Below are 21,897 nucleotides of genomic sequence, written 5' to 3'. Positions count from 1 at the left end.
CTAAACTTAAACTTTGAACTTTATACTATGAATACAATGTAAACATTTTCAATGGAGGCTAAAAATGGAAAAACTGATGAAACCTACTCACTCTGAAATGTCTAAGGAACAATTTGACGAATGGTATGTACTCCTTTTAGAAGCAAAAAGAATGGGTTTAACGATTGAGGATATACGCAAATTTTTCAGAGCAGCAACTCCTAGCCCCCGCTAAATTTATAGCCTAAACCTCTTATGGTCAGGATCAGCTCCGGCTTGCTTGGATCCTTTTCAATTTTCTTTCTCAGATTACTGATATGTACCATAACAGTACGATAATCACCTAAGCTTTCTTCACCCCATATTTGGTCAAAAATGTGTTCTAGACTAAATACGCGATTCGGATTTTCAGCTAAGAAGCATAAAAGCAAGAACTCTTTTGTTGATAATGTCACTTCTTTTCCATTTTTCTTCACTGCACATTGTTCTTTTTCGATCACTAAATTGCCAAACGTTAGTGCTTGCTGTAATTCTTGAACATACGGTTCACTTTGCCTGCTTGTTAATTCCCGGTAGCGTCGCAAATGCGCCTTAACTTTCGCCACAAGCACCCCTGGGTTAAAAGGTTTATAAATATAATCATCACCGCCAATGCGATGTCCCAAAATGGTATCCACATCATCACTTCTGCCGGTCACAAATAGGATCGGTACTTTTGTATATTGTCTCAAGCTTTGGCAAACCTCAAAACCATCCAAATCTGGCAAGTTAACATCTAAAATGATTAAACTTGGCTGATGTTCTGTCGCCATTTCAATTGCTTTTTTGCCTGAATTGGCAAACAGCAGCCTGAAACCTTCTTTTTGAAGATAAAGCCTTTGCAGATTTTGAATGTCCTGGTCATCATCTACAAGAAGTATGGTCTCTTTCGTCATGTATGGTATTCGTCCTTTCTATAACCTTTTCAGTGACTTTATTACCACAATTATATAATATTTGCTAAAAATTCTCATTACTTTATATTGAAAAAAGACCTTTGATTCACGAAAGAATCAAAGGTCTTCTAGTTGAATAGATTAACATTCCTCAGGTGTACCAACGTTTGTTGCTGTTCTAAATGATGAGCCGCAGCCGCAATTTGCGATTGCATTTGGATTTTCGATCGTAAATCCGCCGCCCATCATGCTTTGTTTAAAATCAATTTTTGTACCATTTAAAATAGGTGCATCTTCTGCGCTTACTACAACAGGTATACCATATTGCTCGAAGAAAAGATCCTTTTCCTCTTGTTCATGGGTAAACCCCATACCGTAGGATAACCCGCTGCATCCTCCACCTTTAACCGCTACACGGAGAAATGCGTTCTCCTCCTCATTATGTTTCATCATATCTTTTATATGAAGAGCAGCGGCTTCCGTTAAAATGACAACATCATTCATCGTAAACCCTCCTTAAAAATTAATTCCTTTCCTTTTAGTATATACAGTAATTTTATGTTCCTCAACTAATCACGTTCATATGATAAAAGAAGAAGTTTGATTTTAATGAAATTGCTTGATCCTTTGAATTAATACAATAAAGCGATTCACTGTTTCAACATGTAAAACTGCTACTTTTTTCACACATAAACCACGAACTTTTTCCTCAGCTCTGCACATTTATATGATACTATATAACTATAACTAATAGGTCGAATGCAGGAGGAAAGGCATATGAGTTTAATCGAAGCTACATACGATAAACAATACAATTGCATAAAATGTCAGAAGGCCTTTACCAGTAAAAGGATGCGATCCCGATTTATTAAAGTTGATGGATATGATTCAGACTTTCTTCCCCGCTATTCTGCCGGCTCGGGTAACCCTTTGCTTTATTATATTCAAACATGCCCTTCCTGCGGCTTTTCTTTTTCTGAGGACTTTGTTTCTTTATTTCCTCCGGGAACAGAAGATCAGATCCAAAAGGAAATTTGTAATCGCTGGGCAGAAAAAAGCTACAGCGGAAACAGAACGACTGAAGAAGCCATCTCGACCTATAAGCTCGCCATTTATTGCGCGATCTTAAAGCAGGAAAAAAGAATTACAATCGCTGGTCTTAACATGAGACTCGCCTGGATTTATCGATTAGAGGACAACGAAGAGCAGGAACAGCGTTTTCTCAAACTGGCCATTGATCACTACCTTGCTTCCTATACAAATGAGGATTTTAGAGGAACAAAAATGTCTGAAATCCGATTGCTATATTTAATTGCAGAGCTTTCAAGAAGAACGAACCAATCAGAAATTGCCATTCAATATTTCTCCAAGGTACTAGAACAGCAAAAAAGAAGCACTGAGCCTAAAATTATTGCAATGGCTCGTGAACAGTGGCAAACCATGCGGATGAAGGAAAAAATTTAATGCTTTTCATCCTAAAAAGCTGAATTGGTTTCTTTTCTTGATTTACTCTAATATTTTTTCTAAAAAGAAAAGCTGGCTCCAATAAAAGGAACCAGCTTTTTATCTATTTAAAACATTGGATTCTCTTCCAAAAATTGATAAATATTATTTACAAGCTCCTCAGCTGTATCCCCTGTGACTACTTCACCATTCACCAGCGCAAACATATGCTCAGAGCATTTTCCGCAATATCCAAGGCAGCCGTATTCAATCACATCAAGATCATAATCTTTCTCAAGCTCTTCTAATGCTTTATATGAACCGCTTGCCAGATTACTGACACAGAATTCAATAATAGGCTTAATCATGTTCCTCACCTCACTACAATCTCTAATCTACCTTTTTTAATGAACATGTTCAAGCTTTTGTGTTCAATCGCTGTCGACATTATTTCAAAAAAGCATAACCTAATAAGCCTTATAAAAAAATAGCAGCTTAAAGTAAGCGTTTTATGCTTCCTAATATGAATAATACACCGATATATGTTGTGATTTAACCGTAATTTCGTTATACTTTTTATTGAATTATGTTTCATATTCTTATATATAATCCGAACTGCTTAATAGCAGAATTATTGCCGAATAGAGCATACATAATACTTAATCATTCGGCCACTCATTTTTGTAATAACAAATAAATACGAATCTGACAATTTCTTTAGTACGGACAAAGGGGTAATTTCCATGAAAAATCTCGTGATTTTAGGGGGAGGATATGGGGGCATGCGGGTACTCGCTCGTCTTCTTCCAAATCAGCTTCCAGATGATGTGTCAATTACATTAATTGACCGTGTACCTTATCATTGTTTAAAGACTGAGTACTATGCATTGGCAGCTGGTACGATATCAGATCAGCATGTTCGCGTCAGCTACCCGGAGCATCCAAGGCTGCGCATTCAGTACGGAGAAATAACGAATATTAATCTAGCAGAAAAAAAGGTATATTTGCAGGAAGAAAAGCCAGTTTCATATGATGATTTAATCATAGGACTTGGCTGTGAGGATAAATACCACAATGTTCCTGGTGCTGATATTTATACAGATAGCATCCAGACGATTGAAAAATCGCGAAGAACCTATCAAAAGCTGAATAATTTAGCTCCGGGATCAGTGGTTTCTATTGTGGGAGCAGGCTTAAGCGGAGTTGAACTTGCTTCTGAGCTATACGAAAGCCGACCGGATCTGCATGTAAAGCTATTTGACCGCGGGAAACATATCCTTTCTGCTTTTCCTGAGCGTCTGAGCACCTATGTTGAAAATTGGTTCCTTGAGCATGGTGTGGAAATAGTCAGTGGTTCCAACATTACGAAGGTAGAAGAAAATGTATTATATAATCATGATGAACCGATGCATTCGGACGCAATCGTTTGGACAGCAGGCATTCAGCCCAATAAAATTGTCCGTGCTCTAGAAGTTGAAAAGGATCAGCAGGGCCGCGTCGTGCTTACTAAGCACCACAATCTTCCTGATAATGAGCATGTTTATGTGGTTGGTGACTGTGCAAGTCTCCCTCATGCTCCTAGTGCACAGCTTGCAGAAGGGCAGGCAGAGCAAATCGTACAGATTCTTGTGAAGCGCTGGAAGGGTGAAGAGCTTCCAGAATCACTGCCAACGATTAAACTGAAAGGTGTGCTCGGCTCCCTCGGAAAAAAACACGGCTTTGGCCTAGTTGCCGACCGTGCCATCACAGGCCGGGTTGCACGGCTTTTGAAATCGGGGATACTGTGGATGTACAAGTATCATAAAGGATAACTTTTCACCCAATCATATTTAGTTATATAGAATGTTGATTTAGCAATCTTTACCGATAGTTTAAATAACAAGAAGTGCAATCATTTATAACTGATTGCACTTTTTTTGTTGGCTTTTTATATCGCACTACCTATTTCTTTAAGTACACCTAATACCGTAGCATTATTTTAATCCAAAACGGTACATGAGCTGCAGTTGTTTTCTTGCGTACGTATTGATACACACGTTAAAATAAGATAAGGGCGGTGGGGACAAGGTATGAGATCTAAATTTAAAGAGTTTCCGACGAGAAACAAAATTACAATAATAATTGGAATCGTGATTGTTTTAGTCGGTGTTATTATGACAATCAGCGAAAAGGTATGAGGAAAACAAGCGGTCGCCCATTCATTTTGATTACAAATAATGAGCTCCTATAAGCATAATTCCACTGTATTGAATGAATAAACCCTGTAAAAAAACAAAACAAAATTCCTATTTGTAAAACACGAATGTTCATTTTCAAGGTTTAGGTGTTTACAAAAGCCCGTTCTACCTGCGCTCCAGACCCTCGCTTTCCATGGGGAGGAAGCTGAGCCTCCTCGGAGCACATAGGAGTCGATGGTCCCCCGCTCCATTTCACTCATGTTTAGAAATATTAAATATTAAACAAACAAAAAACCGAATGAATAGAAAGATTCACTCCCTAATCATTCCCTGTGGTTGTGTTAAATACTTATGTCCCAGCCTCTTTTTATGCCGGTGTATATCCGTATTTTTCCATTTCAGCATAAATCGTTTTTAGCTTCGGATTTCCTTCTCCAACAATTTCTTCTTCAATTAAAACAACTGGATAAAACATATCCTCTTCAATCACTCTTTGAGCAAATTGCTGTTTTTCTTGGTTTTCTGGCGGCTGATTTATATCAACATAGGATATCGTAAATGGCTGCTCCGGGTATTTACGTGATATGGCAGCCTCAAGCCATTCATACGTTTCCTTCGATGAAGGCAAGTTTACACAGCTTGGACAGAGCACCTCTGCTCCATAGATCGTGACTTCGACTTTACGGTTCATCTTTCTGCCTCCTTTTTTTCTTAGTTTTATTTTACAATATGTTCATACAGGAAACATATGAAAAAGTTACAAGGAGCGGAAATTCGTGTTTGATAATAGATTTTTGCTCTGTATTTGATTATAATATGAGTAGGAAAGGAGTCGATTTCATATGGCAGAACAAACAACTATGAATGAACAAGTACAAGAAGTATTAGATAAATTACGTCCGTTCCTTCTCCGTGATGGCGGCGACTGTGAACTCGTTGATGTAGAGGATGGCATTGTTAAGCTTCGCTTGTTAGGTGCATGCGGCACATGCCCAAGTTCAACAATTACGTTAAAAGCTGGTATTGAACGCGCTCTTTTAGAAGAGGTTCCAGGCGTAGTAGAAGTAGAACAAGTTTTCTAATTATAAAAGCGATGTCTTAGGACATCGCTTTTTTATTTCCATTGGACATGTACACCGTGCTCCCGCCATAATCAACTCGCAAAGACTTAAAATCCAGGAGCGGCATTTCTTCATTCAGCTTCCTAATTAATTCAGCTGAGCTTCCAGAGCGGGCAAAGCATAGAACAGATGGACCAGCACCGCTTAGAGCAACACCAAACGCTCCATACTCAATTGCCTTCATCTCTAAATGAGCAAAATGTGGAATCAGCTCTCTACGGTAAGGCTGATGATACAAATCACTCTGCATCATTTTCCCTGCCAGCTCAAATTGCCCATTTGCTAGAGCAGCAACGAGAACATTACCAACTGCCCCCGCTTTCACTGCTTCATTGAACTTTAAGTGGCTTGGAAGAACCTTTCGGGATTCTTTTGTCAGTAATTCTTCCTGTGGAATCGCAGCGACAACTTCAAAATCCAAATCATGCAGAACAACTGCATCAGGCTTATTTTCCATCATGACTCCGATGACAAGTCCGCCGTACAGTGAGGCTCCTGCATTGTCAGGATGTCCCTCATGTGCAGAAGCTAAGCTAAACTTTTCCTGTTTGCTTAATTTTAAATCACATAGAGCATCAGCCAACTCAATACCTGCTACGATTGCAGCAGCACTGGAGCCAAGCCCGCGTGCCAGTGGAATTTCACTTGATATTTCCATAGTACACGTTGGCAGAACCTGCCCACATGCTTTTGCTGTCTTCATGGCTATTTGAAAGATAAAATGGCTCTCATCAGTCGGAAAGTCTGTTAGATTACTTGTAAGCGGAACAACTGTCCACGTTTCTGATCGTGTTACCTCTAGCTTTAAATATAAATTAAGTGCTAATCCAATTGAATCAAAACCTGGCCCTAGATTCGCTGAGCTGCCAGGTACTTCAATGGTCAGCATTTCTCCCTCCATCATACATGGACAGCTCCTTTAATATGTGCAGCAACAATATCTTCATCATTCGGCAGATGTACAGGCTGAATCAGACTGGCTGTCATCGCTGTGTCCGGATCTTTTAAACCATTACCTGTTAATACAGCAACTATTTGCGTTTTATGCGCAATTTCTCCATTGCGCAGCTGCTTATAAACTCCTGCCAGTGATGCACACGAAGCCGGCTCTGCAAAAATGCCTTCTGTCGAAGCAAGCTTCCGGTACATGGAAAGAATCTCTTCATCACTTACTTCATCAATCTTCCCATTGGATTCTTGTAATGCATTTGAAGCCAAATCCCAGCTGGCTGGGTTTCCGATACGAATCGCAGTAGCAATTGTTTCTGGATTTTCAAATACACGATTGTGAACAATTGCTGCTGCTCCTGCCGCCTGCATCCCATGCATTTTCGGAAGACCTGTAGAATTGACCTGATGGTATTCTTTAAACCCTTTCCAATATGCACTGATATTCCCTGCATTGCCTACAGGTAATGCTAATACATCAGGTGCACCACCTAATCCGTCACATATTTCAAACGCTGCCGTCTTTTGCCCTTCAAGCCGATACGGGTTAACAGAGTTAACAAGTGTCACTTGCCCCTCTTTAGCGATATTTCGAACAATGGATAATGCTTCATCAAAATTTCCATCAATTGAAATAACTTCGGCACCGTACATGACGGCCTGTGCCAGCTTTCCCGCTGCTATCTTTCCTTCAGGAATAACGACAATACAGCGCAGACCTGCTCTTGCTGCATAAGCAGCCGCTGCGGCAGAAGTATTTCCAGTTGAAGCGCAAATAATCGCTTCACTTCCTTCTTCCTTTGCCTTCGCAACAGCCATAACCATGCCGCGGTCTTTAAAAGAGCCAGTTGGATTCGCTCCCTCTGTCTTTACATACAAATCAACTCCCCAGTCTCTAGAAAGCTTATCCAGTCGAATGAGAGGGGTATTGCCTTCATTTAATGTCAGCAATGGGGTTTCTTCATTAACCGGCAAATATTGTTTATATGTTTTTAATAAACCTTCCCATCTCATGACTTTACACTTCCCTCTACTCGGTATGAGCTTTTAATTGTATGAACTGGTGCTAAATCCCGCAGCTGCAAGAGAATATTTTCATAATCGCTTAATGCTGCCTTATGTGTAACAACCACTATTTCTGCCATACCCTCATCTTCAAGAGGAAGCTGCAGAATTTTTTCGAAGCTGACATGATGATCCGAAAAGATGCTTGTAATGTTCGCAAAAACACCAACCTCATCTTTAACATGGATGCGCATGAAGTATTTAGAAAAAATCTCATCGGCGCTCCTTAGTTTTTTCTCATATTGTGGCGTCACAGCACTTTTTCCATTTACACCCAGACGCATATTCTTCATAACACCAACAACATCAGAAACAACTGCTGTTGCCGTTGGCATACTGCCTGCACCTGGTCCGTAAAACATCGTTTCGCCAACTGCCTCTCCATACACATACACTGCATTGTATTCATCTTGCACAGATGCCAGCGGATGTGATTTGGCTAACAATGTAGGCTGAACACTTACCTCTACCTTTTCACCATCTCGTTCGGCAATCCCAATCAGTTTCATGCAATAGCCAAATTGCTTTCCATATGCCAAATCTTCTTCTGTAATACTTGAAATGCCTTTTACCTTTACATCGTCCAAATCAATATTCATTGAGAAGCCAAGAGTTGATAAAATGGCCATTTTCCTTGCTGCATCAAGTCCCTCTACATCAGCGGTCGGATCACTTTCCGCATAGCCAAGCTCCTGCGCTTCTTTGAGTACATCTTCATATGCTAATCCTTGCTGGCTCATCTTTGTTAAAATAAAATTAGTCGTGCCATTGACAATCCCCATCATTTTCGTAATACGATCTGAGGAAAGTCCATCGGCAAGTCCTCTTAAAATAGGGATTCCTCCTGCTACGCTTGCTTCATAAAACAAATCGCAGCTGTAATCGGAGGCAACAGCAAGCAGTTCTGGACCGTACACAGCCATCAAATCTTTATTCGCTGTCACAACATGCTTCCGATTTTTTAAAGCTGTCAGCAAGTACTCCTTTGTTTCTTCTACACCGCCCATAACTTCAATAACAACATCAATCTCTGCATCATTTAATACTTCATTTGGATCTGTTGTAATCAAGGAGGATTCAACCTCAACAGCGCGCTGTTTATGTACATCCTTCACAAGAATTTTCTTAATGGAAACCGGGCAGCCTACTTGATGCATGAGCTTATCCTGATGATTTTTGATAATTTTTACGACCCCTGATCCTACTGTTCCAAGTCCTAATAATCCGATCGAGATTCCGTTCATCCAGCATTCTCCCCTTTTAATGTTCACCTAAAAAGAACAATTGTTTTTCTATAGTAGACATTATAATATTGAATTTCTAATATGACAATAAGAATTTTTAGAAAACTTTTGTCTAATTAGGGATAAATCAATCTAATTCCTGCTAAAAACAGCGATCAAAAAAATAAAGAGGATGGGACAAATCGAAATTAATATTTCTAAAACACGAATATTTATTAACCTGTTGGATATTTAAACAAGCCCGTTCCATTGCGCTGCGGACCCTCGCTTTCCACGGGGAGCAAGCTGAGCCTCCTCGTCACTCCGTTCCTGCGGGGTCTCACCCTTTGCTCTTCAGCCCGTAGGAGTCGAGGGTCCTCCGCTCCATTTCACTCATGTTTAGAAATATTAAAGGTTAAACAAATAAAGAACCGAATGATTAGAAAGATTCACTTCCTTATCATTCGGTTCAATAGGTGTGTTAGTTACTTATGCCCCAGCCTCTTTACACATACAGCCATTCTGGCACAGCAATATTCCATTGTTTACTTGGAACCTCCGCTAACTCAAAGAATCCAGCTAGAAAGCGCTCCTGGTCACCTGATTGCTGCAAGTACTTCTCAAGGCGCTCTTCTAGCATGTGTTTCTCCTGTTCCGAGGTGGAACTATAATAGGCTTCAACACATTCAAAATAATGAAGCGGAAAAAGCAGCCTGGAAAAATATAATCTCCAGGAAAACGATGAAAGCGGACTAATCGACTGATATTCTTTTAGGAATTGCTTTAGCTCAGGTTCATACGTCTTAATATTATAAAAGTATTTTTCACGGGTCCATTCGGCCAAATCGCGGGTGCTATGGTCAAACACCCAATCAAATGGATTCTTCAAATAATAAGCGCCCGACCAGGTTTTAGATGTAAAGCGGGCATGACACACAGTACCGCTGTCCGTCATTGTTGGTTCGTCATCAAATTCAGAATCTACAAGAAACTGAATGGCATTTTCACAGATGCCCATATAATAAGGGAATGATTCTAAAAAAAGACGATCAAATTCACTTTCAGGTTCCTGGAATAGCATCTCATTCCAAACCTTCTCCATTTGATCTAGTCGCGTTTCCCACATCTGTTTCCATTGTCCAATTCGACTTAGATTTTTGACAGGAAATGCGACTGATCTTCCTCTATAATGAAACTTAGCCAGCTTTCTGCCGCATTTCATTCCTTTTCTTTTTTCCAGCTGCTGATTAACCAGGACACAATATTTAGCTTGTTCCCAATCACTATACTGTCTGCCTTCTTTCGTCTTTAAAAACGTGCTCACATGCCTCTCCCCATTATTGACAAGGTGTGTCGCGATTTGGTCCAGTTCTGTAATATCCTCTTCCTGCAAATGAGTGGCAGGCACTAACATATAATATTCATTATTAGACCGGCAAGCTGAATAATTTCCAATCCTCAGCTCTTCTTCAGCACTTATCCCGTACATTTCCTTTAAAAGCCTAGTAATCATAATTTTTTCTCCTTTCACGTATGATAGTAATATGTATGATTCATTTGGCTAATTCTTTCGTTATGACTTGAATAAGTATATTCAACAGGGATATGATGGAAAGAGACTATTTCCAGTAGCACTTTTTTAAATCGGCTATAGCCGAAAACCCTTTGCTGTTTTTAATAGCGGAATACAAATTGGATTTTATATTTAAACACAGTAATCAAACTGCTTTCTTTTAGAAAATAGCCTTCAACATTAAGTGTACTGCTGGAAAAGCGGGTATATAAATAAAGAATATAAAAAGAAAAGGTGACAGCAATGAGTGAAGAAAAAGAAATTACACTAACCGAAAAAACAGCCCGGAAATGGCTGCATGAAAGAGGAGTAGAGATTAACGATATCGCTGAACTTGTCTTCTTTCTCCAGGAAAAATATCATCCAAACCTTAAAATGGAAACATGCACTGATAACGTAGAACGTGTTTTATCGAAAAGAGAAGTACAAAACGCCATATTAACTGGGATCCAGCTTGATATGCTGACAGAAGAAAAGAAACTGCTTGAACCGCTTCAGTCCATCATTGAGATTGATGAAGGCTTATATGGAGTAGATGAAATATTAGCTCTTTCTATTGTGAACGTGTATGGATCTATCGGATTAACAAATTTCGGGTATATCGATAAGCTGAAGCCGGGAATCTTGAAAGAGCTTAATGATAAAAACTCAGAAAGATGCCACACATTTTTAGATGATATTGTCGGCGCCATCGCTGCAGCAGCATCGAGCAGACTAGCTCATAGTGCAAAGGGCGAGAAATAAAAAAAGATTGCAACAATAACAAAAAAGATGGAGCCGGTTTAGCTCCATCTTTTCTTATGCTATTAAAACTCCCATTGTGCAAGTGAGTCTAACACATAGGTTGGCTTTTTTTCATAACCAAGCAGAAGTTCCTTAGTTGTAACACCTGTATGCACAAGCAATGTATCCATCCCAGCATTCATGCCTGCCAATATGTCGGTATCATAATTATCTCCCACCATTAATGTCTCTTCCAGGTTTGTCCCCAAAACCCTTAGTGCCTGCTCCATAATGATGGATTCAGGTTTGCCGATAAAAATCGGATTTGTCTGTGTGGAAACAGTTATAACAGATGTGATCGAACCATTTCCAGGAAGCAGCCCTCTCTCGGTCGGCAGCGCAATATCTCCATTTGTAGAGATAAATTGAGCTCCATTGCGGACAGCCAAGCATGCTGTCGCAAGCTTATCGTAGGTAATGGATCGGTCAATGCCTACTACAACATAATCAGCATCTTCTTCAGCATGACGCAAATGCTGCTGCGCAATTGCTGTTCTTATGCCTTCCTCTCCAATTACATAAACAGAAGCATCTTTCTTCTTTTCAGCAATGTAATTGGCTGTTGCCATGCTCGTTGTAAATACTTGATCCTGATGAGCAGTAATGTTGAAATCATTTAGCTTTTCAGCCACCTGCTGAGGTGTTTTAGAAGAATTGTTTGTGACAAACAAATAAGGAATATTCCGCTCTTTCAGCTTCTGTACGAAATCCGCTGCTTCTTGAATTAATTCAGTACCTTTATACATCGTACCGTCTAAATCAATCATATATCCTTTGTAGTCTTTCACGATACAGCCTCCCAAGTTGTCTTAACATTACTCTTTAAATGCTGAAACAGGTCCTAATTCGTTTGTTAAGTAATCCCTAATTTTTGCAGGGAACATTTCTAAAATATGTATGTTTTTTTGAAAGATCGCCTGCAGCTGCTGATGATCGATATGTATATAATCCTGTACAAGCATTTTACGGCAGGAAATTAACTCCTTCATTCCGCTGCTCATGGTGTTTTCAATAACCTTTTCGTCTTCAAGAATGTCAATAATATCATCATAGCTTCCTGGATCACGCATAATAAATCCATCAATCATAGCATTGCCCGTATCTAAGATCGCCTCAATCAAAATATGCGTCACTCTCTCCAATGCTGACTTTTCAATCGGAGTTGTCCAATCGGACTGCTGCTTAAAAAGCGCGAGCTGGCTATGAAAATGCTGAAGTGTTTCCTCCATCTTGTTCCGATCAACAAAATACATTTTATCTCACCTATCCCTTTTAATCCATTGCAATCTCTAAAGATCTATTTAGTACACCTGGCCGTGCATATAAATAGCCTTGTGCTAGGTCCACCTTATTTCGGGCAAGGACAGATTCTTCTTCTTTGCTCTCTATTCCCTCTGCCACGACAATTGAACCTGTTTCTTTTGCGACCAGCAATAGCCCTTTCAGCAATGATTCTTTAACGGTATTTTTGTCAATATCCTGAATAACGGCTCGATCAATTTTGATGATATCCGGCAGTATCTCACTTATTGAATTTAAACTTGCATAACCTGCTCCGGTATCATCAATCGCAATTCTAAAGCCTAATGTACGGAGCACCTTTATATTGTAAATAAAGTGGTCCATCCCCTCAATTGAATCGCGTTCCGTGATTTCAAAAATCATTTGCTTTGGAGATATTTCATCATACTTTCGGATAAGCCCCTTAATATCTCTGACAAATCGCTGATTCCCTAACGTAATCGGAGTAAAATTGATAAAGATTTCCTGTGTGCAGCCTGTTGCCATAATCTGCTGCAGTATTTTCTCGAAAACAATCATTTCGAGATTGTATAGCATCCCTGTTTGTCTCGCAACCGAGAAGAGCTGAAGCGGATTTTCTAATGCCGTTCCCTTTGGTCCTCTAGTAAGCATTTCCCATGCTCTCACCTCACCAGTTGCAAGGGTAATGATCGGCTGAGCAAGGATGTGCAGATCTTTTTGAGCTATTATCTTACTAATGGAGTACACCATTTCATTGAATTCTGTTTTCACTCTTTTTTCTGCCATTGCTACAGCCTGCTGATGGGCTTTGTAAATAGATTCTTGTATGGAATAATGCTTACGCTGAATAAACATATAGCCTGTCTCAAATTTCGGCTTCATTTGCCCTAATTCAGCAAACATGATCTTTTCTGATTCGCGCAAGATTTTTTTCATGATACTATCAATATCAGACACACTATGTATATTATGATTTACTTTAATAAATAAGGCTAAACCGTCACTATAATAATCATGAAGAGCAATTAAATCGTCATTTACCTCCTGTGCAATTACCTTTTTAAAGGTTTTTTTCATTATGTTAATGAAACGGACATATTCTTCCTCACCAAGCTGATCCGAAAGATCCTGCAGATTTTTAATATTATAGACAATCACCGCAGTTTCATAATCCATTTTAAAAGCTTTTTTTACACCTTCTGCAATCGGATCACGAATAACAAACCTTGGTGGAAAATAGCGCAGCTGATTTAGCGGGAGTAAAATTTTTCCCCATTGAAAAAGCGCTTTTACCTTTTTTATTATTTGACCAGCCATTGTCCCATTCCTCTCAGAAGCAAACATCGATTTATTTTGATTCAATTGTATCATAATATGCATACTTTAGCGGTTTTTTCCATTAAAAAACCGCTGTTTTATTCAGCTTGCCCTAAAAAATGCAACAAATCTGTTAAGATATAGAAAGAGTTTTGCCATTATGAGAATTAAAGGAGAATTTATATGTCTGAACGTTTTTTTCTTTATAATGATCTTGAAGACACTAAGACAAGATTTATTAGCTTTATGGGTGAAAATAAACGCTTCGACTTAGCATTAACCCAATCAAACCGTTTTTACGGAAAGCAGCTTGTTCTTGATCTTCAAGGCAGCCGATATGCGATTATTGGAAGCGATGATCTAGAAGAGGAAGGTTATCTTGAAACCATTTATCAACTTTCAAAGGAAGATGCTCAGGAGCTTCGTTCTTTTCTTTATGAGGTAATTTAAAACAATTATATATGTTTGTTAAGCTGCAAATGATAGTAAAGCGGAGCTTCTCCGCTACTATTTCATTGGAGTGATGTCATGATGGCTGACAAAGAACAGCAAGCATATACAGACTTTTCCAATGTAGAAACACAAAAAAACTTTCTGATCCCCGAAGATTTACCAGAAGGACCGTATGGTTCACCCATTAATGCAACAGAACCTGTGCAGAATAAAAGTACTCCGTGGGAAGAAGGACAGCGTTACTATAGCGCTTTTAATTATGAATTCAAGTCGCTTCATCAAAATTTGCCAAGGCAAATGGACGGCGCCCACCCAACACATGATGATCCTGATGTAAATGAAGAGCCACCTTATACAGAAACCTAGGATTGGATAAAAAAAGTATAAATAGTGCATAAGCCCAAGAAATAATTAAAATTCTTGGGCTTAGCTTTACTCTGATTCAGTGTTTATTTGCTCATTTTTTTGACCACAAAATAAGGGCATCCAAAATTACAATACTCGTATAAGTACTCGGTTAATGTACTAATTTTTGTATCAAAGGTTGCTTTATGGTTTTGGTCATCAAAGAAACCTCGCAGTCTCAGCTGTCCGTAGCCCCAATCACCAACAATATAATCATATCGGGCCAAGATATCACTATACCTGCCCTTAAAAGCTTCTTCATTAAAACCATCGCGCTGCTCTTCAACTATTTCATAACATAAATTATTAATGCAAATCATACTTTCACCTCTTTGGAAGCAAGTTCAATTGTATTCGTTATTTAAATTATAACTGATTCTCCATCAATTACTAAGAGAAAAAATAAAACATAAGGCAATTCTAATAGTACTGGAGGTGTTTAGGATGAAAAAAACATTCATTTTTCTTTGTCTATGCGGTCTAACAGCTCTAACTGGCTGTCAAAATGATACCGCACAAAATGACCTTTATCAGGAAAGCGGAAACACTATAAATGTAAACGATCAGCGTGCAGAGTTGTATCATCAAGGAACTGAAGGTGACCGTGATGATGTAAGCGAAGATTTTGGATATGTACGTCATCAGCGCAGCCCTGTCTTAGGAGAAAATGTCGGTAACGAACATTATGCAGCAATTGACCGTGAGCAATTGGCTGATATTATCAGTAAATATTCTACCGAGGTGCCAAACGTGGATGATGTATCAACTCTCGTCACGGACGAAGAAGTCATTATTGTTTATGACAGTGATACAGAAGACCGCTCATATACTGCTGATCAGGTAAAAAAAATGGCGATGTCCGTTGTTCCAGGCTGGTACCATATTTATGTTAGTGATAATACAAATTTACGCAAAACGGTTGAAAGCTATGCCACCATGGATTCCAACAGTGAAAATGCTGAATATGGCATCAACAAACTGATTAAAGAGATCGAGAAGTCCCCACAAGGTAATAAGGAAAAAGGAGATCCACAACAAGAAACAACAAATGAAAATAATCTCTAATCTAAAAAATCAAGAGGCACCCCACCTCTTGATTTTCTTTATTATGCTTGCTGTACCTGTTTATCACCCAAAGCTTGTCTTTGTTTTGCTGCTGCATTAACTTGCTCGTCTGCATGATAGGAGGAGCGCACAAGCGGGCCAGCTTCACAATGGCTAAAGCCCTTTTGCATAGCAATTTCCTTAAGCTCATTAAATTCTTCAGGCGTGTAGTATTTAAGCACTTTTAGATGTTTTTTAGAAGGCTGTAAATACTGGCCAATCGTCATAATATCAACATCATGTGCTCTTAAATCATCCATTGTAGCGATAATTTCCTCTTTTGTTTCTCCCAAACCGATCATTAAGCTGGACTTGGTCGGAATTTCAGGCTGCATTTCTTTAGCCTGCTTTAAAAAATCCAATGAACGTTGATATTTCGCACGAGCACGGACTCTAGGTGTTAATCTTTCGACCGTTTCGATATTATGGTTTAAGATATCTGGCTTAGCATCCATCACAAGCTTTAAATTCTCGGAAACCCCGCCAAGATCGGATGGCAATACTTCCACTGTTGTAAAAGGGCTCTTCCTGCGGATCGCTCTAATCGTTTCTGCCAATACGGCAGCTCCCCCATCCTTTTGATCATCTCTGGCTACCATCGTAATAACAGCATGTTTCAAATTCATTAAGGCAACCGAATCAGCTACTCTTTCCGGCTCTTGAAGATCCAGTTCTGTTGGCAAGCCCGTTTTAACAGCACAAAAACGGCATGCGCGCGTACAAACAGAACCTAAAATCATAAATGTAGCAGTTCTTCTGACTGCCCAACATTCATGAATATTCGGACATTTCGCTTCCTCACAAACAGTGTGCAAGCTGTTTTCCCGCATCATTTTTTTCAAGCCAGTATAATTTTCATTTGTGTTCAGTTTTATTTTTAGCCATTCAGGCTTACGCAAATACTCTTCTTTTTTATCCAAAACATTCACTCCATCCTGAAAATTTCCTAAAGACGCAAATTCCAATATGTAATGTCAAAATACTCTTTCACTTGTCACTGTATCATATGCACCCATCTAGGACAAGTAGTACAGTTTTATCATTACCAAAAATTATGACCTATTCTTTTTGTCTTTTTTCATAAACTAACAAAGCAAGTAAAAGTGAAAGGAGGTTTATTGTGCGTCTTTTTAACATTCTCTTTTATACTGTGTTATGTTTTGCCGCATTACAGGTACATGCTTTTGCAGAATCAGAAGAAAATGAATATAAGAAAAGAATGGAACTATATACCCGAACGGAAGCAGTCACCAATATTCCCTGGTATTATATAGCGGCCATTGACCAATATGAAAGAAATGTCCGTCAAGCACGCCGGGATATCCCAAAGGCTGAAGGTATGACTGGAATATATTTCAAAGAGGAACAGTGGACAGGCTTGTTAAATCCTGACAAGCAAGATGAAAACCCTAACTCAATTGCCCTATTTAATGGAATAGGCACAGATGGTGATGGAGATGGAAAAGCAAGTCTTAAGAGTGACGAAGATGTACTATATTCTTTCGCCAAACTCCTCCTGGCTTATGGAACAGATCATGAAAATCTAAAGATTGGCTTATGGAATTACTATAAACGAGATAAAGCAGTCCGGATTATAATGGGGAAAGCCGATATTTACAAACAGTACGGACGGTTAAACTTAGACGAACACGCCTTTCCTGTTCCTTTGCACAGCACATACAGCTACCGAAATACTTGGGGAGATGCGAGGGGATGGGGCGGCCGCAGAATTCATGAAGGAACTGATATCTTCGCTGGATACGGTGTTCCTGTTCGGGCAACCTCCTATGGAATTGTGGAAATGAAGGGCTGGAACAAGTATGGCGGATGGAGAATAGGAATCCGCGATATTAACAATAACTATCATTACTTTGCCCATTTAAGCGGCTTTGCAAAGGACTTAAAAGTCGGTCAGATCGTTGAACCGGGTATGATGATTGGCGGAGTCGGCAGTTCTGGATATGGCCCCCCAGGAACATCTGGAAAATTTCCGCCCCATCTTCATTATGGAATGTATAAGGACAATGGCATTACAGAATGGTCCTATGATCCATATCCCCACTTAAAGATGTGGGAACGGCAAGAGAGAAAGCGTAAAAAGTAAGATGTTAATTTTTTGAAGCAGCTCCATACCATTAGGCAGGAGCTGCTTGCATTGAAAAGTCCAATTAAAAAGGAGATTCACTAGCCGCATAGGCTAAATGAATCTCCTCAAGATGAAAATGCACGTATTTATTTTTTCTTAGCCTTGGAAACGGCATTGCCTATACTTGCAGCAAGCCCTCCCCAAATAATGAGCATCCCAACGATCATTACTGTTATAGATACACCTGACATTATTGAGATACCTCCTTGTTTTTCGGAACTTCAAGCGATGTTCCTTTATTCCACTTAATAGCCATAAAGACAAAACCAAGAATAATGGCTAATACGGCAACACCCCAGCCAGACCAGATTAAGAAGCCTGTAGGATATCCTTCATAATTCTCTTTAATGTTTGTATAAATGTTTTGTATCATCATGTAACCAAGAACGATTGGTGTAATATAACCTAAGCATATTTTCCACCAGCCGCCTAATTGAATATCAGACATGCTGTTTGCGTGTTTCTGAAGGTTTGATAGTTCTCTCATTACCCACACAACGACAACTACTTCCACCAATCCTGCTAGTGCTACTCCAAATTGATTAATGAAATAGTCAGCAGCATCCAGGAAGTTTAAGCCGCCGCGTGTTGCAAAAACAAGCGAGATGACAGCAGCTAAGCCGCCTCCAAACAGAACTGCTTTTGTACGCGATACTTTAAATTTGTCTTCAACACCAGCGATAAATGTTTCCACAATTGACATTAAAGAGGTCAAACCAGCTAGAGTTAAGCAGATAAAGAAGGCTGACCCAAACGCTCCGCTAAGTGCAGGCATTTCACTAATAATTTGCGGAAATACCATGAATGCGAGGCCTACACCACTAGAAACAACTTCACTAACACCTACGCCTGATTGTGCAGCCATAAATCCTAATGCCGCAAAGACACCAATACCAGCTAAAAGCTCGACACTCGAGTTTGCAAATCCAGTAATAAAGGCATTATTTGTAATGTCCGTTTTCTTAGGAAGATAGCTTGAATATGTGATCATAATCGCAAAAGCAATCGACAAACTAAAGAAGATTTGTCCGTAAGCTGCAACCCAAACTTTAGGGCTTGCAATCTGACTCCAATCAGGAGTAAAGAATGATTCTAATCCAGCAGCTGCTCCATCTAGTGTAACTGCTCTAATAACGATAAATAAGAATAAAATAACAAGTGCAGGAATAAAGATTCTGTTTGCTGCTTCGATCCCTTTTTTTACACCTTTAAACAATACGCCAAGTGTTATAATCCAAACGATAACTAACGGAATTAGGACTCCTGGCACCATTCCGCCAAACTCTCCTGGTGCTGCAACTTGAAGGTAATCCCCAACTAGGAATGATGTAGGATCATCTCCCCATTTCAAGTCAAATGAGAAATAAGCATAAGACATAGCCCAGGCAATAATAACTGCATAATACGTGGCAATGACAAACGAAATGGCAACCTGCCACCAGCCTAGCCATTCATACTTTTTGTTCATCCTAGCATAAGATAGAGGAGCAGAACCGCGATATTTCTGGCCGATCGTAAACTCCATAATTAACAATGGAATTCCTGCGGTTAGAAGAGCAAATAGATAAGGAATAAAGAATGCTCCTCCTCCATTTTCATACGCTACGGCCGGGAAACGCCAAATATTCCCAAGACCAACAGCTGAACCTACTGCTGCTAAAATGAAACCTGCTCTTGTACCCCATTGAGGACGGTTATCCATAGTCTATAATACCCCCTGCAATAGTCTGTTTTTCAGTTCCCACGCGTTTGAACAATGGGAACTTTTTATATTTTCAGACTATTTAATTTAATATAAAACTAGTATATATACTTTTTCTACTACTGTCAAAACATTATTTGGGACATAATATTTTTTTGTTTTCCAGCTTTCATAGATTACTTCTTTCCTATTTCAACCGCTCCTGTCCCCCCTCCTTTCATTTTATATCTATGCAAGCAATATGAAATCTTTCTTAATATATCAGAAAATTATAAAAATAAACCTAATAAAGAAAAGCCTTCCCACTCTTGCTGAGAAGACTCCTTTATATAGTTATTTTATCATGCTGTGTCCAATTTAAATTTGCGCGATGCTATGAGCGTAAATACGAGCAAACATATCATAATGGTTACCAGACTTAAAATGGTGCTGCCTGTAAAGCCAAGGACAAGGAAACCAGCGCCTGCTATTGCTGCTGAAATTAATGCATATGGGAGCTGCGTAAGGACATGGTCAATATGATTGCATCCAGCACCTGTTGATGAAAGAATCGTCGTATCTGAAATAGGAGAACAGTGGTCGCCGAAAACCGCTCCAGCCAGCACAGCTGCCATTGCAGGAAGCAGCAGATTCACATCCGTTGCGGCAGCAATATCGCCTGCTATAGGAAGCAAAATCCCAAACGACCCCCATGAAGTTCCTGTACTAAATGCCATAACCCCAGCAATGATAAATAGGAGGAAAGGCAAAAAGGAAACCTCCATGTTTGAATTTTCTACAAGTCCTGCTAAATAGGCTCCTGTTTCAAGCTGACCAATTAAATCAACTATTGCCCAAGCAAAAAGAAGAATGTAAATAGCCGGAAGCATTGATTTGATTCCGCTCCATATTCCTTTGGAAAGAACAGAGCCTTTAATTCCCTTTTTCACTGTTACTTGTCTTGCAAAGAACAGCAAGGTAACTATTAATCCAATTATGCCTCCGATGACAAGAGATTTCGAAACATCTGTGTTTTCAAAAATAGTTAAAATGGTGGCATTTTCTTTGACAGCCTGATAGCCTGTCCAGATCATTGCCCCTACTGTACCAGCCACAAGAGCAATAATCGGCCAAATTAAGTCACCAACCGTTCCTTTCGGACTAACAGGTAAATCTTCCTCCAATTTGCCTGGAGCAGGCTTTTCTGGATCCATTACCTGGTTATCTCTTATCGCACGGAGTTCATGCATCCTCATTGGTCCGATCTCTATCCCTTTAAGTGCAACGATAAATACGATTGCCAGTGTTGTCCATACATATAAATTCATTGGAATCATTTGCAAAAACACTGAAAAAGCAGTGTAATCTGTTAAGTTATGAGAAGCAAGGATTGTGCCAATAAGAGCGATAATATAAGCACCCCAGCTTGATACAGGCGATACAACGCAGATTGGAGCTGAGGTTGAATCAATTAAATAAGCAAGTTTGGCTCTTGAGACCTTTTGGCGATCAGTAATCGGTCTGGAAATCTGCCCGACTGCTAGAGCATTAAAATAATCATCGATAAAGATAATCACACCTAAAATGGCCCCAATTGCCTGGGCACCTGCCCGGGTTTTTACTCGTTTCATTGCCCATTCCCCAAAGGCCCTGCTGCCGCCTGATATTGAAATAAACGCTGTAATAACCCCTAAAATCATCAAAAACAGAATAATATACATATTCCATGTATTGATGCTTCCATCATCTATGAAAATTCCTTTTACCGTTTCCCACAGAATTGAAACAGCTTCAAGTAAGTTCATTTCAGCAAGAACCACTGCTGCTGTAATAATTCCGATACCAAGTGATAAGAGTACCCTTCTTGTTGCGATTACGAGCAGGATCGCAACAAGCGGCGGGAGCAAAGAAAATAGTGTATTTTCCATCTTTTTTTCCTCCTTGAATGAAATTCGGCAGAGGCATTGCAAAGAGCACAAAATAAAAAGAGCAATGGCAGAGAATCTCTATCATCACTCTTGATAATCTATTCTTCTCCATTACGACCTGTAGCTCTCCATTGCAAGAATCACCCAACACAAATAAAAAGACTTCATAATATTGTATAAAGACTTTTCTTACCTGCAATGACAGTGTTACCTCTCTTAAAGATAACCCCAGCGAGATAGCTGCTGACATCAGCTATCCGCTTCGGCAATATTCCCTTTCAGCTGCTCTCCTTGTTGTCATCCTCAAGCAGCTTACTAATAAATAATGCACCTCTACCCCATCGGATATGATA

At 39.5% G+C, this 21,897-nt stretch carries 25 protein-coding genes and 1 riboswitch; of the genes, 9 read left to right on the top strand and 16 right to left on the bottom strand.

Going from position 1 to position 21,897, the window contains the following annotated elements; all coding sequences use genetic code 11:
* Positions 1 to 64: 64 nt before the first annotated feature.
* A complete protein-coding gene (locus B7E07_RS04320; RefSeq protein ID WP_080844238.1) occupies positions 65 to 214 on the top strand; it encodes an anti-repressor SinI family protein in 150 nt (49 codons plus the stop codon).
* Here the strand turns inward: B7E07_RS04320 and B7E07_RS04315 are convergent.
* Positions 201 to 914: a response regulator transcription factor gene (locus B7E07_RS04315; protein ID WP_080844237.1), complete on the bottom strand. Its 714-nt coding sequence runs from the start codon at positions 912 to 914 to the stop codon at positions 201 to 203. The genes B7E07_RS04320 and B7E07_RS04315 overlap by 14 nt on opposite strands.
* A 141-nt stretch (positions 915 to 1,055) precedes the next feature.
* Entirely contained in the window at positions 1,056 to 1,418 is a 363-nt protein-coding gene (locus tag B7E07_RS04310; RefSeq protein WP_080844236.1) for a HesB/IscA family protein, read from the bottom strand.
* Positions 1,419 to 1,691: 273 nt separating this feature from the next.
* On the opposite strand from B7E07_RS04310, the gene B7E07_RS04305 reads away from it, so the two are divergent.
* Positions 1,692 to 2,378, top strand: a complete 687-nt coding sequence (locus tag B7E07_RS04305) for a DUF2225 domain-containing protein (protein WP_080844235.1) — start codon at positions 1,692 to 1,694, stop codon at positions 2,376 to 2,378.
* Between the two features lie 107 nt (positions 2,379 to 2,485).
* Here the strand turns inward: B7E07_RS04305 and B7E07_RS04300 are convergent, their stop codons facing one another.
* Positions 2,486 to 2,725 (bottom strand): YuzB family protein, encoded by a 240-nt coding sequence (locus B7E07_RS04300; protein WP_080844234.1) that lies wholly within the window; start codon positions 2,723 to 2,725, stop codon positions 2,486 to 2,488.
* Positions 2,726 to 3,100: 375 nt separating this feature from the next.
* On the opposite strand from B7E07_RS04300, the gene B7E07_RS04295 reads away from it, so the two are divergent.
* Entirely contained in the window at positions 3,101 to 4,168 is a 1,068-nt protein-coding gene (locus tag B7E07_RS04295; protein ID WP_080844233.1) for an NAD(P)/FAD-dependent oxidoreductase, read from the top strand.
* Positions 4,169 to 4,901: 733 nt separating this feature from the next.
* On the opposite strand, the gene B7E07_RS04290 is transcribed toward B7E07_RS04295, so the two are convergent.
* Entirely contained in the window at positions 4,902 to 5,225 is a 324-nt protein-coding gene (locus B7E07_RS04290; protein WP_080844232.1) for a YuzD family protein, read from the bottom strand.
* Positions 5,226 to 5,376: 151 nt separating this feature from the next.
* Here B7E07_RS04290 and B7E07_RS04285 point away from each other — a divergent pair, with 151 nt between their 5' ends.
* Entirely contained in the window at positions 5,377 to 5,616 is a 240-nt protein-coding gene (locus B7E07_RS04285; protein ID WP_066442787.1) for a NifU family protein, read from the top strand.
* 16 nt (positions 5,617 to 5,632) lie between these two features.
* On the opposite strand, the gene thrB is transcribed toward B7E07_RS04285, so the two are convergent.
* From thrB to yutH, 4 genes are all read right to left on the bottom strand, one after another.
* Positions 5,633 to 6,559 carry a homoserine kinase gene (gene thrB / locus B7E07_RS04280; RefSeq protein ID WP_080844231.1) on the bottom strand — a complete coding sequence of 309 codons (927 nt, stop codon included), beginning with the start codon at positions 6,557 to 6,559 and terminating at the stop codon, positions 5,633 to 5,635.
* Complete coding sequence (thrC, locus tag B7E07_RS04275) at positions 6,556 to 7,617, bottom strand: threonine synthase (protein WP_080844230.1); 1,062 nt, start codon at positions 7,615 to 7,617, stop codon at positions 6,556 to 6,558. The genes thrB and thrC overlap by 4 nt, the downstream gene beginning before the upstream one ends.
* A complete protein-coding gene (locus B7E07_RS04270) occupies positions 7,614 to 8,912 on the bottom strand; it encodes a homoserine dehydrogenase (protein WP_080844229.1) in 1,299 nt (432 codons plus the stop codon). The genes thrC and B7E07_RS04270 overlap by 4 nt, the downstream gene beginning before the upstream one ends.
* Positions 8,913 to 9,396: 484 nt before the next feature.
* Complete coding sequence (yutH, locus tag B7E07_RS04265) at positions 9,397 to 10,404, bottom strand: spore coat putative kinase YutH (protein ID WP_080844228.1); 1,008 nt, start codon at positions 10,402 to 10,404, stop codon at positions 9,397 to 9,399.
* A gap of 303 nt (positions 10,405 to 10,707) precedes the next feature.
* On the opposite strand from yutH, the gene B7E07_RS04260 reads away from it, so the two are divergent.
* Positions 10,708 to 11,208 (top strand): phosphatidylglycerophosphatase A family protein, encoded by a 501-nt coding sequence (locus B7E07_RS04260; protein WP_080844227.1) that lies wholly within the window; start codon positions 10,708 to 10,710, stop codon positions 11,206 to 11,208.
* A gap of 62 nt (positions 11,209 to 11,270) precedes the next feature.
* Here the strand turns inward: B7E07_RS04260 and B7E07_RS04255 are convergent, their stop codons facing one another.
* From B7E07_RS04255 to B7E07_RS04245, 3 genes are read right to left on the bottom strand one after another with little or no spacing between them, the layout of a single operon-like run.
* On the bottom strand, positions 11,271 to 12,035 hold the full coding sequence (locus B7E07_RS04255) for a TIGR01457 family HAD-type hydrolase (protein WP_080844226.1): 765 nt from the start codon (positions 12,033 to 12,035) through the stop codon (positions 11,271 to 11,273).
* Between the two features lie 27 nt (positions 12,036 to 12,062).
* Positions 12,063 to 12,500: a DUF86 domain-containing protein gene (locus B7E07_RS04250; RefSeq protein ID WP_080844225.1), complete on the bottom strand. Its 438-nt coding sequence runs from the start codon at positions 12,498 to 12,500 to the stop codon at positions 12,063 to 12,065.
* 19 nt (positions 12,501 to 12,519) lie between these two features.
* Positions 12,520 to 13,890 carry an EAL domain-containing protein gene (locus tag B7E07_RS04245; RefSeq protein WP_306807542.1) on the bottom strand — a complete coding sequence of 457 codons (1,371 nt, stop codon included), beginning with the start codon at positions 13,888 to 13,890 and terminating at the stop codon, positions 12,520 to 12,522.
* Positions 13,891 to 14,010: 120 nt separating this feature from the next.
* On the opposite strand from B7E07_RS04245, the gene B7E07_RS04240 reads away from it, so the two are divergent.
* Positions 14,011 to 14,277: a DUF3055 domain-containing protein gene (locus B7E07_RS04240; protein WP_080844223.1), complete on the top strand. Its 267-nt coding sequence runs from the start codon at positions 14,011 to 14,013 to the stop codon at positions 14,275 to 14,277.
* Between the two features lie 81 nt (positions 14,278 to 14,358).
* A complete protein-coding gene (locus tag B7E07_RS04235) occupies positions 14,359 to 14,646 on the top strand; it encodes a cytosolic protein (RefSeq protein WP_080849102.1) in 288 nt (95 codons plus the stop codon).
* A gap of 83 nt (positions 14,647 to 14,729) precedes the next feature.
* Here B7E07_RS04235 and B7E07_RS04230 read toward each other — a convergent pair whose 3' ends face one another.
* Entirely contained in the window at positions 14,730 to 15,005 is a 276-nt protein-coding gene (locus B7E07_RS04230) for a YutD family protein (protein ID WP_080844222.1), read from the bottom strand.
* 124 nt (positions 15,006 to 15,129) lie between these two features.
* Between B7E07_RS04230 and B7E07_RS04225 the strand changes: the two genes are divergently transcribed.
* Positions 15,130 to 15,750, top strand: coding sequence for a YhcN/YlaJ family sporulation lipoprotein (locus B7E07_RS04225; RefSeq protein WP_080844221.1), 621 nt, complete (start codon positions 15,130 to 15,132; stop codon positions 15,748 to 15,750).
* A gap of 41 nt (positions 15,751 to 15,791) precedes the next feature.
* Here B7E07_RS04225 and lipA read toward each other — a convergent pair whose 3' ends face one another.
* Positions 15,792 to 16,709, bottom strand: a complete 918-nt coding sequence (lipA, locus tag B7E07_RS04220) for a lipoyl synthase (RefSeq protein WP_080844220.1) — start codon at positions 16,707 to 16,709, stop codon at positions 15,792 to 15,794.
* A gap of 200 nt (positions 16,710 to 16,909) precedes the next feature.
* Between lipA and B7E07_RS04215 the strand changes: the two genes are divergently transcribed.
* Entirely contained in the window at positions 16,910 to 17,893 is a 984-nt protein-coding gene (locus tag B7E07_RS04215) for a M23 family metallopeptidase (protein WP_373886040.1), read from the top strand.
* A 128-nt stretch (positions 17,894 to 18,021) separates the two neighbouring features.
* Here B7E07_RS04215 and B7E07_RS23220 read toward each other — a convergent pair whose 3' ends face one another.
* The 3 genes from B7E07_RS23220 to B7E07_RS04205 form a co-directional block, all read right to left on the bottom strand.
* A complete protein-coding gene (locus tag B7E07_RS23220; RefSeq protein ID WP_139785570.1) occupies positions 18,022 to 18,126 on the bottom strand; it encodes a MetS family NSS transporter small subunit in 105 nt (34 codons plus the stop codon).
* On the bottom strand, positions 18,126 to 19,637 hold the full coding sequence (locus B7E07_RS04210) for a sodium-dependent transporter (RefSeq protein WP_080844219.1): 1,512 nt from the start codon (positions 19,635 to 19,637) through the stop codon (positions 18,126 to 18,128). Before B7E07_RS04210 ends, B7E07_RS23220 begins: the two co-directional genes overlap by 1 nt.
* 341 nt (positions 19,638 to 19,978) lie before the next feature.
* Complete coding sequence (locus B7E07_RS04205) at positions 19,979 to 21,544, bottom strand: Na+/H+ antiporter NhaC family protein (RefSeq protein ID WP_080844218.1); 1,566 nt, start codon at positions 21,542 to 21,544, stop codon at positions 19,979 to 19,981.
* Positions 21,545 to 21,657: 113 nt separating this feature from the next.
* Positions 21,658 to 21,888: riboswitch (Lysine riboswitch) on the bottom strand.
* Between the last annotated feature and the right edge of the window lie 9 nt (positions 21,889 to 21,897).

This window comes from Cytobacillus gottheilii (assembly GCF_900166665.1).
Taxonomy (GTDB): domain Bacteria; phylum Bacillota; class Bacilli; order Bacillales; family Cytobacillaceae; genus Cytobacillus; species Cytobacillus gottheilii_A.
Note: the sequence above shows the minus strand (reverse complement) of the source record. Positions and strands in the feature narration are given on the sequence as shown.

Bases quoted from the DNA above. Each gene is read 5' to 3' on its own strand.
- B7E07_RS04320 (WP_080844238.1), top strand. From the start codon at position 65: ATGGAAAAACTGATGAAACCTACTCACTCTGAAATGTCTAAGGAACAA.
- B7E07_RS04315 (WP_080844237.1), bottom strand. From the start codon at position 914: ATGACGAAAGAGACCATACTTCTTGTAGATGATGACCAGGACATTCAA.
- B7E07_RS04310 (WP_080844236.1), bottom strand. From the start codon at position 1,418: ATGAATGATGTTGTCATTTTAACGGAAGCCGCTGCTCTTCATATAAAA.
- B7E07_RS04305 (WP_080844235.1), top strand. From the start codon at position 1,692: ATGAGTTTAATCGAAGCTACATACGATAAACAATACAATTGCATAAAA.
- B7E07_RS04300 (WP_080844234.1), bottom strand. From the start codon at position 2,725: ATGATTAAGCCTATTATTGAATTCTGTGTCAGTAATCTGGCAAGCGGT.
- B7E07_RS04295 (WP_080844233.1), top strand. From the start codon at position 3,101: ATGAAAAATCTCGTGATTTTAGGGGGAGGATATGGGGGCATGCGGGTA.
- B7E07_RS04290 (WP_080844232.1), bottom strand. From the start codon at position 5,225: ATGAACCGTAAAGTCGAAGTCACGATCTATGGAGCAGAGGTGCTCTGT.
- B7E07_RS04285 (WP_066442787.1), top strand. From the start codon at position 5,377: ATGGCAGAACAAACAACTATGAATGAACAAGTACAAGAAGTATTAGAT.
- thrB (WP_080844231.1), bottom strand. From the start codon at position 6,559: ATGATGGAGGGAGAAATGCTGACCATTGAAGTACCTGGCAGCTCAGCG.
- thrC (WP_080844230.1), bottom strand. From the start codon at position 7,617: ATGAGATGGGAAGGTTTATTAAAAACATATAAACAATATTTGCCGGTT.
- B7E07_RS04270 (WP_080844229.1), bottom strand. From the start codon at position 8,912: ATGAACGGAATCTCGATCGGATTATTAGGACTTGGAACAGTAGGATCA.
- yutH (WP_080844228.1), bottom strand. From the start codon at position 10,404: ATGATTACTAGGCTTTTAAAGGAAATGTACGGGATAAGTGCTGAAGAA.
- B7E07_RS04260 (WP_080844227.1), top strand. From the start codon at position 10,708: ATGAGTGAAGAAAAAGAAATTACACTAACCGAAAAAACAGCCCGGAAA.
- B7E07_RS04250 (WP_080844225.1), bottom strand. From the start codon at position 12,500: ATGTATTTTGTTGATCGGAACAAGATGGAGGAAACACTTCAGCATTTT.
- B7E07_RS04245 (WP_306807542.1), bottom strand. From the start codon at position 13,890: ATGCATATTATGATACAATTGAATCAAAATAAATCGATGTTTGCTTCT.
- B7E07_RS04240 (WP_080844223.1), top strand. From the start codon at position 14,011: ATGTCTGAACGTTTTTTTCTTTATAATGATCTTGAAGACACTAAGACA.
- B7E07_RS04235 (WP_080849102.1), top strand. From the start codon at position 14,359: ATGGCTGACAAAGAACAGCAAGCATATACAGACTTTTCCAATGTAGAA.
- B7E07_RS04230 (WP_080844222.1), bottom strand. From the start codon at position 15,005: ATGATTTGCATTAATAATTTATGTTATGAAATAGTTGAAGAGCAGCGC.
- B7E07_RS04225 (WP_080844221.1), top strand. From the start codon at position 15,130: ATGAAAAAAACATTCATTTTTCTTTGTCTATGCGGTCTAACAGCTCTA.
- B7E07_RS23220 (WP_139785570.1), bottom strand. From the start codon at position 18,126: ATGTCAGGTGTATCTATAACAGTAATGATCGTTGGGATGCTCATTATT.
- B7E07_RS04210 (WP_080844219.1), bottom strand. From the start codon at position 19,637: ATGGATAACCGTCCTCAATGGGGTACAAGAGCAGGTTTCATTTTAGCA.
- B7E07_RS04205 (WP_080844218.1), bottom strand. From the start codon at position 21,544: ATGGAAAATACACTATTTTCTTTGCTCCCGCCGCTTGTTGCGATCCTG.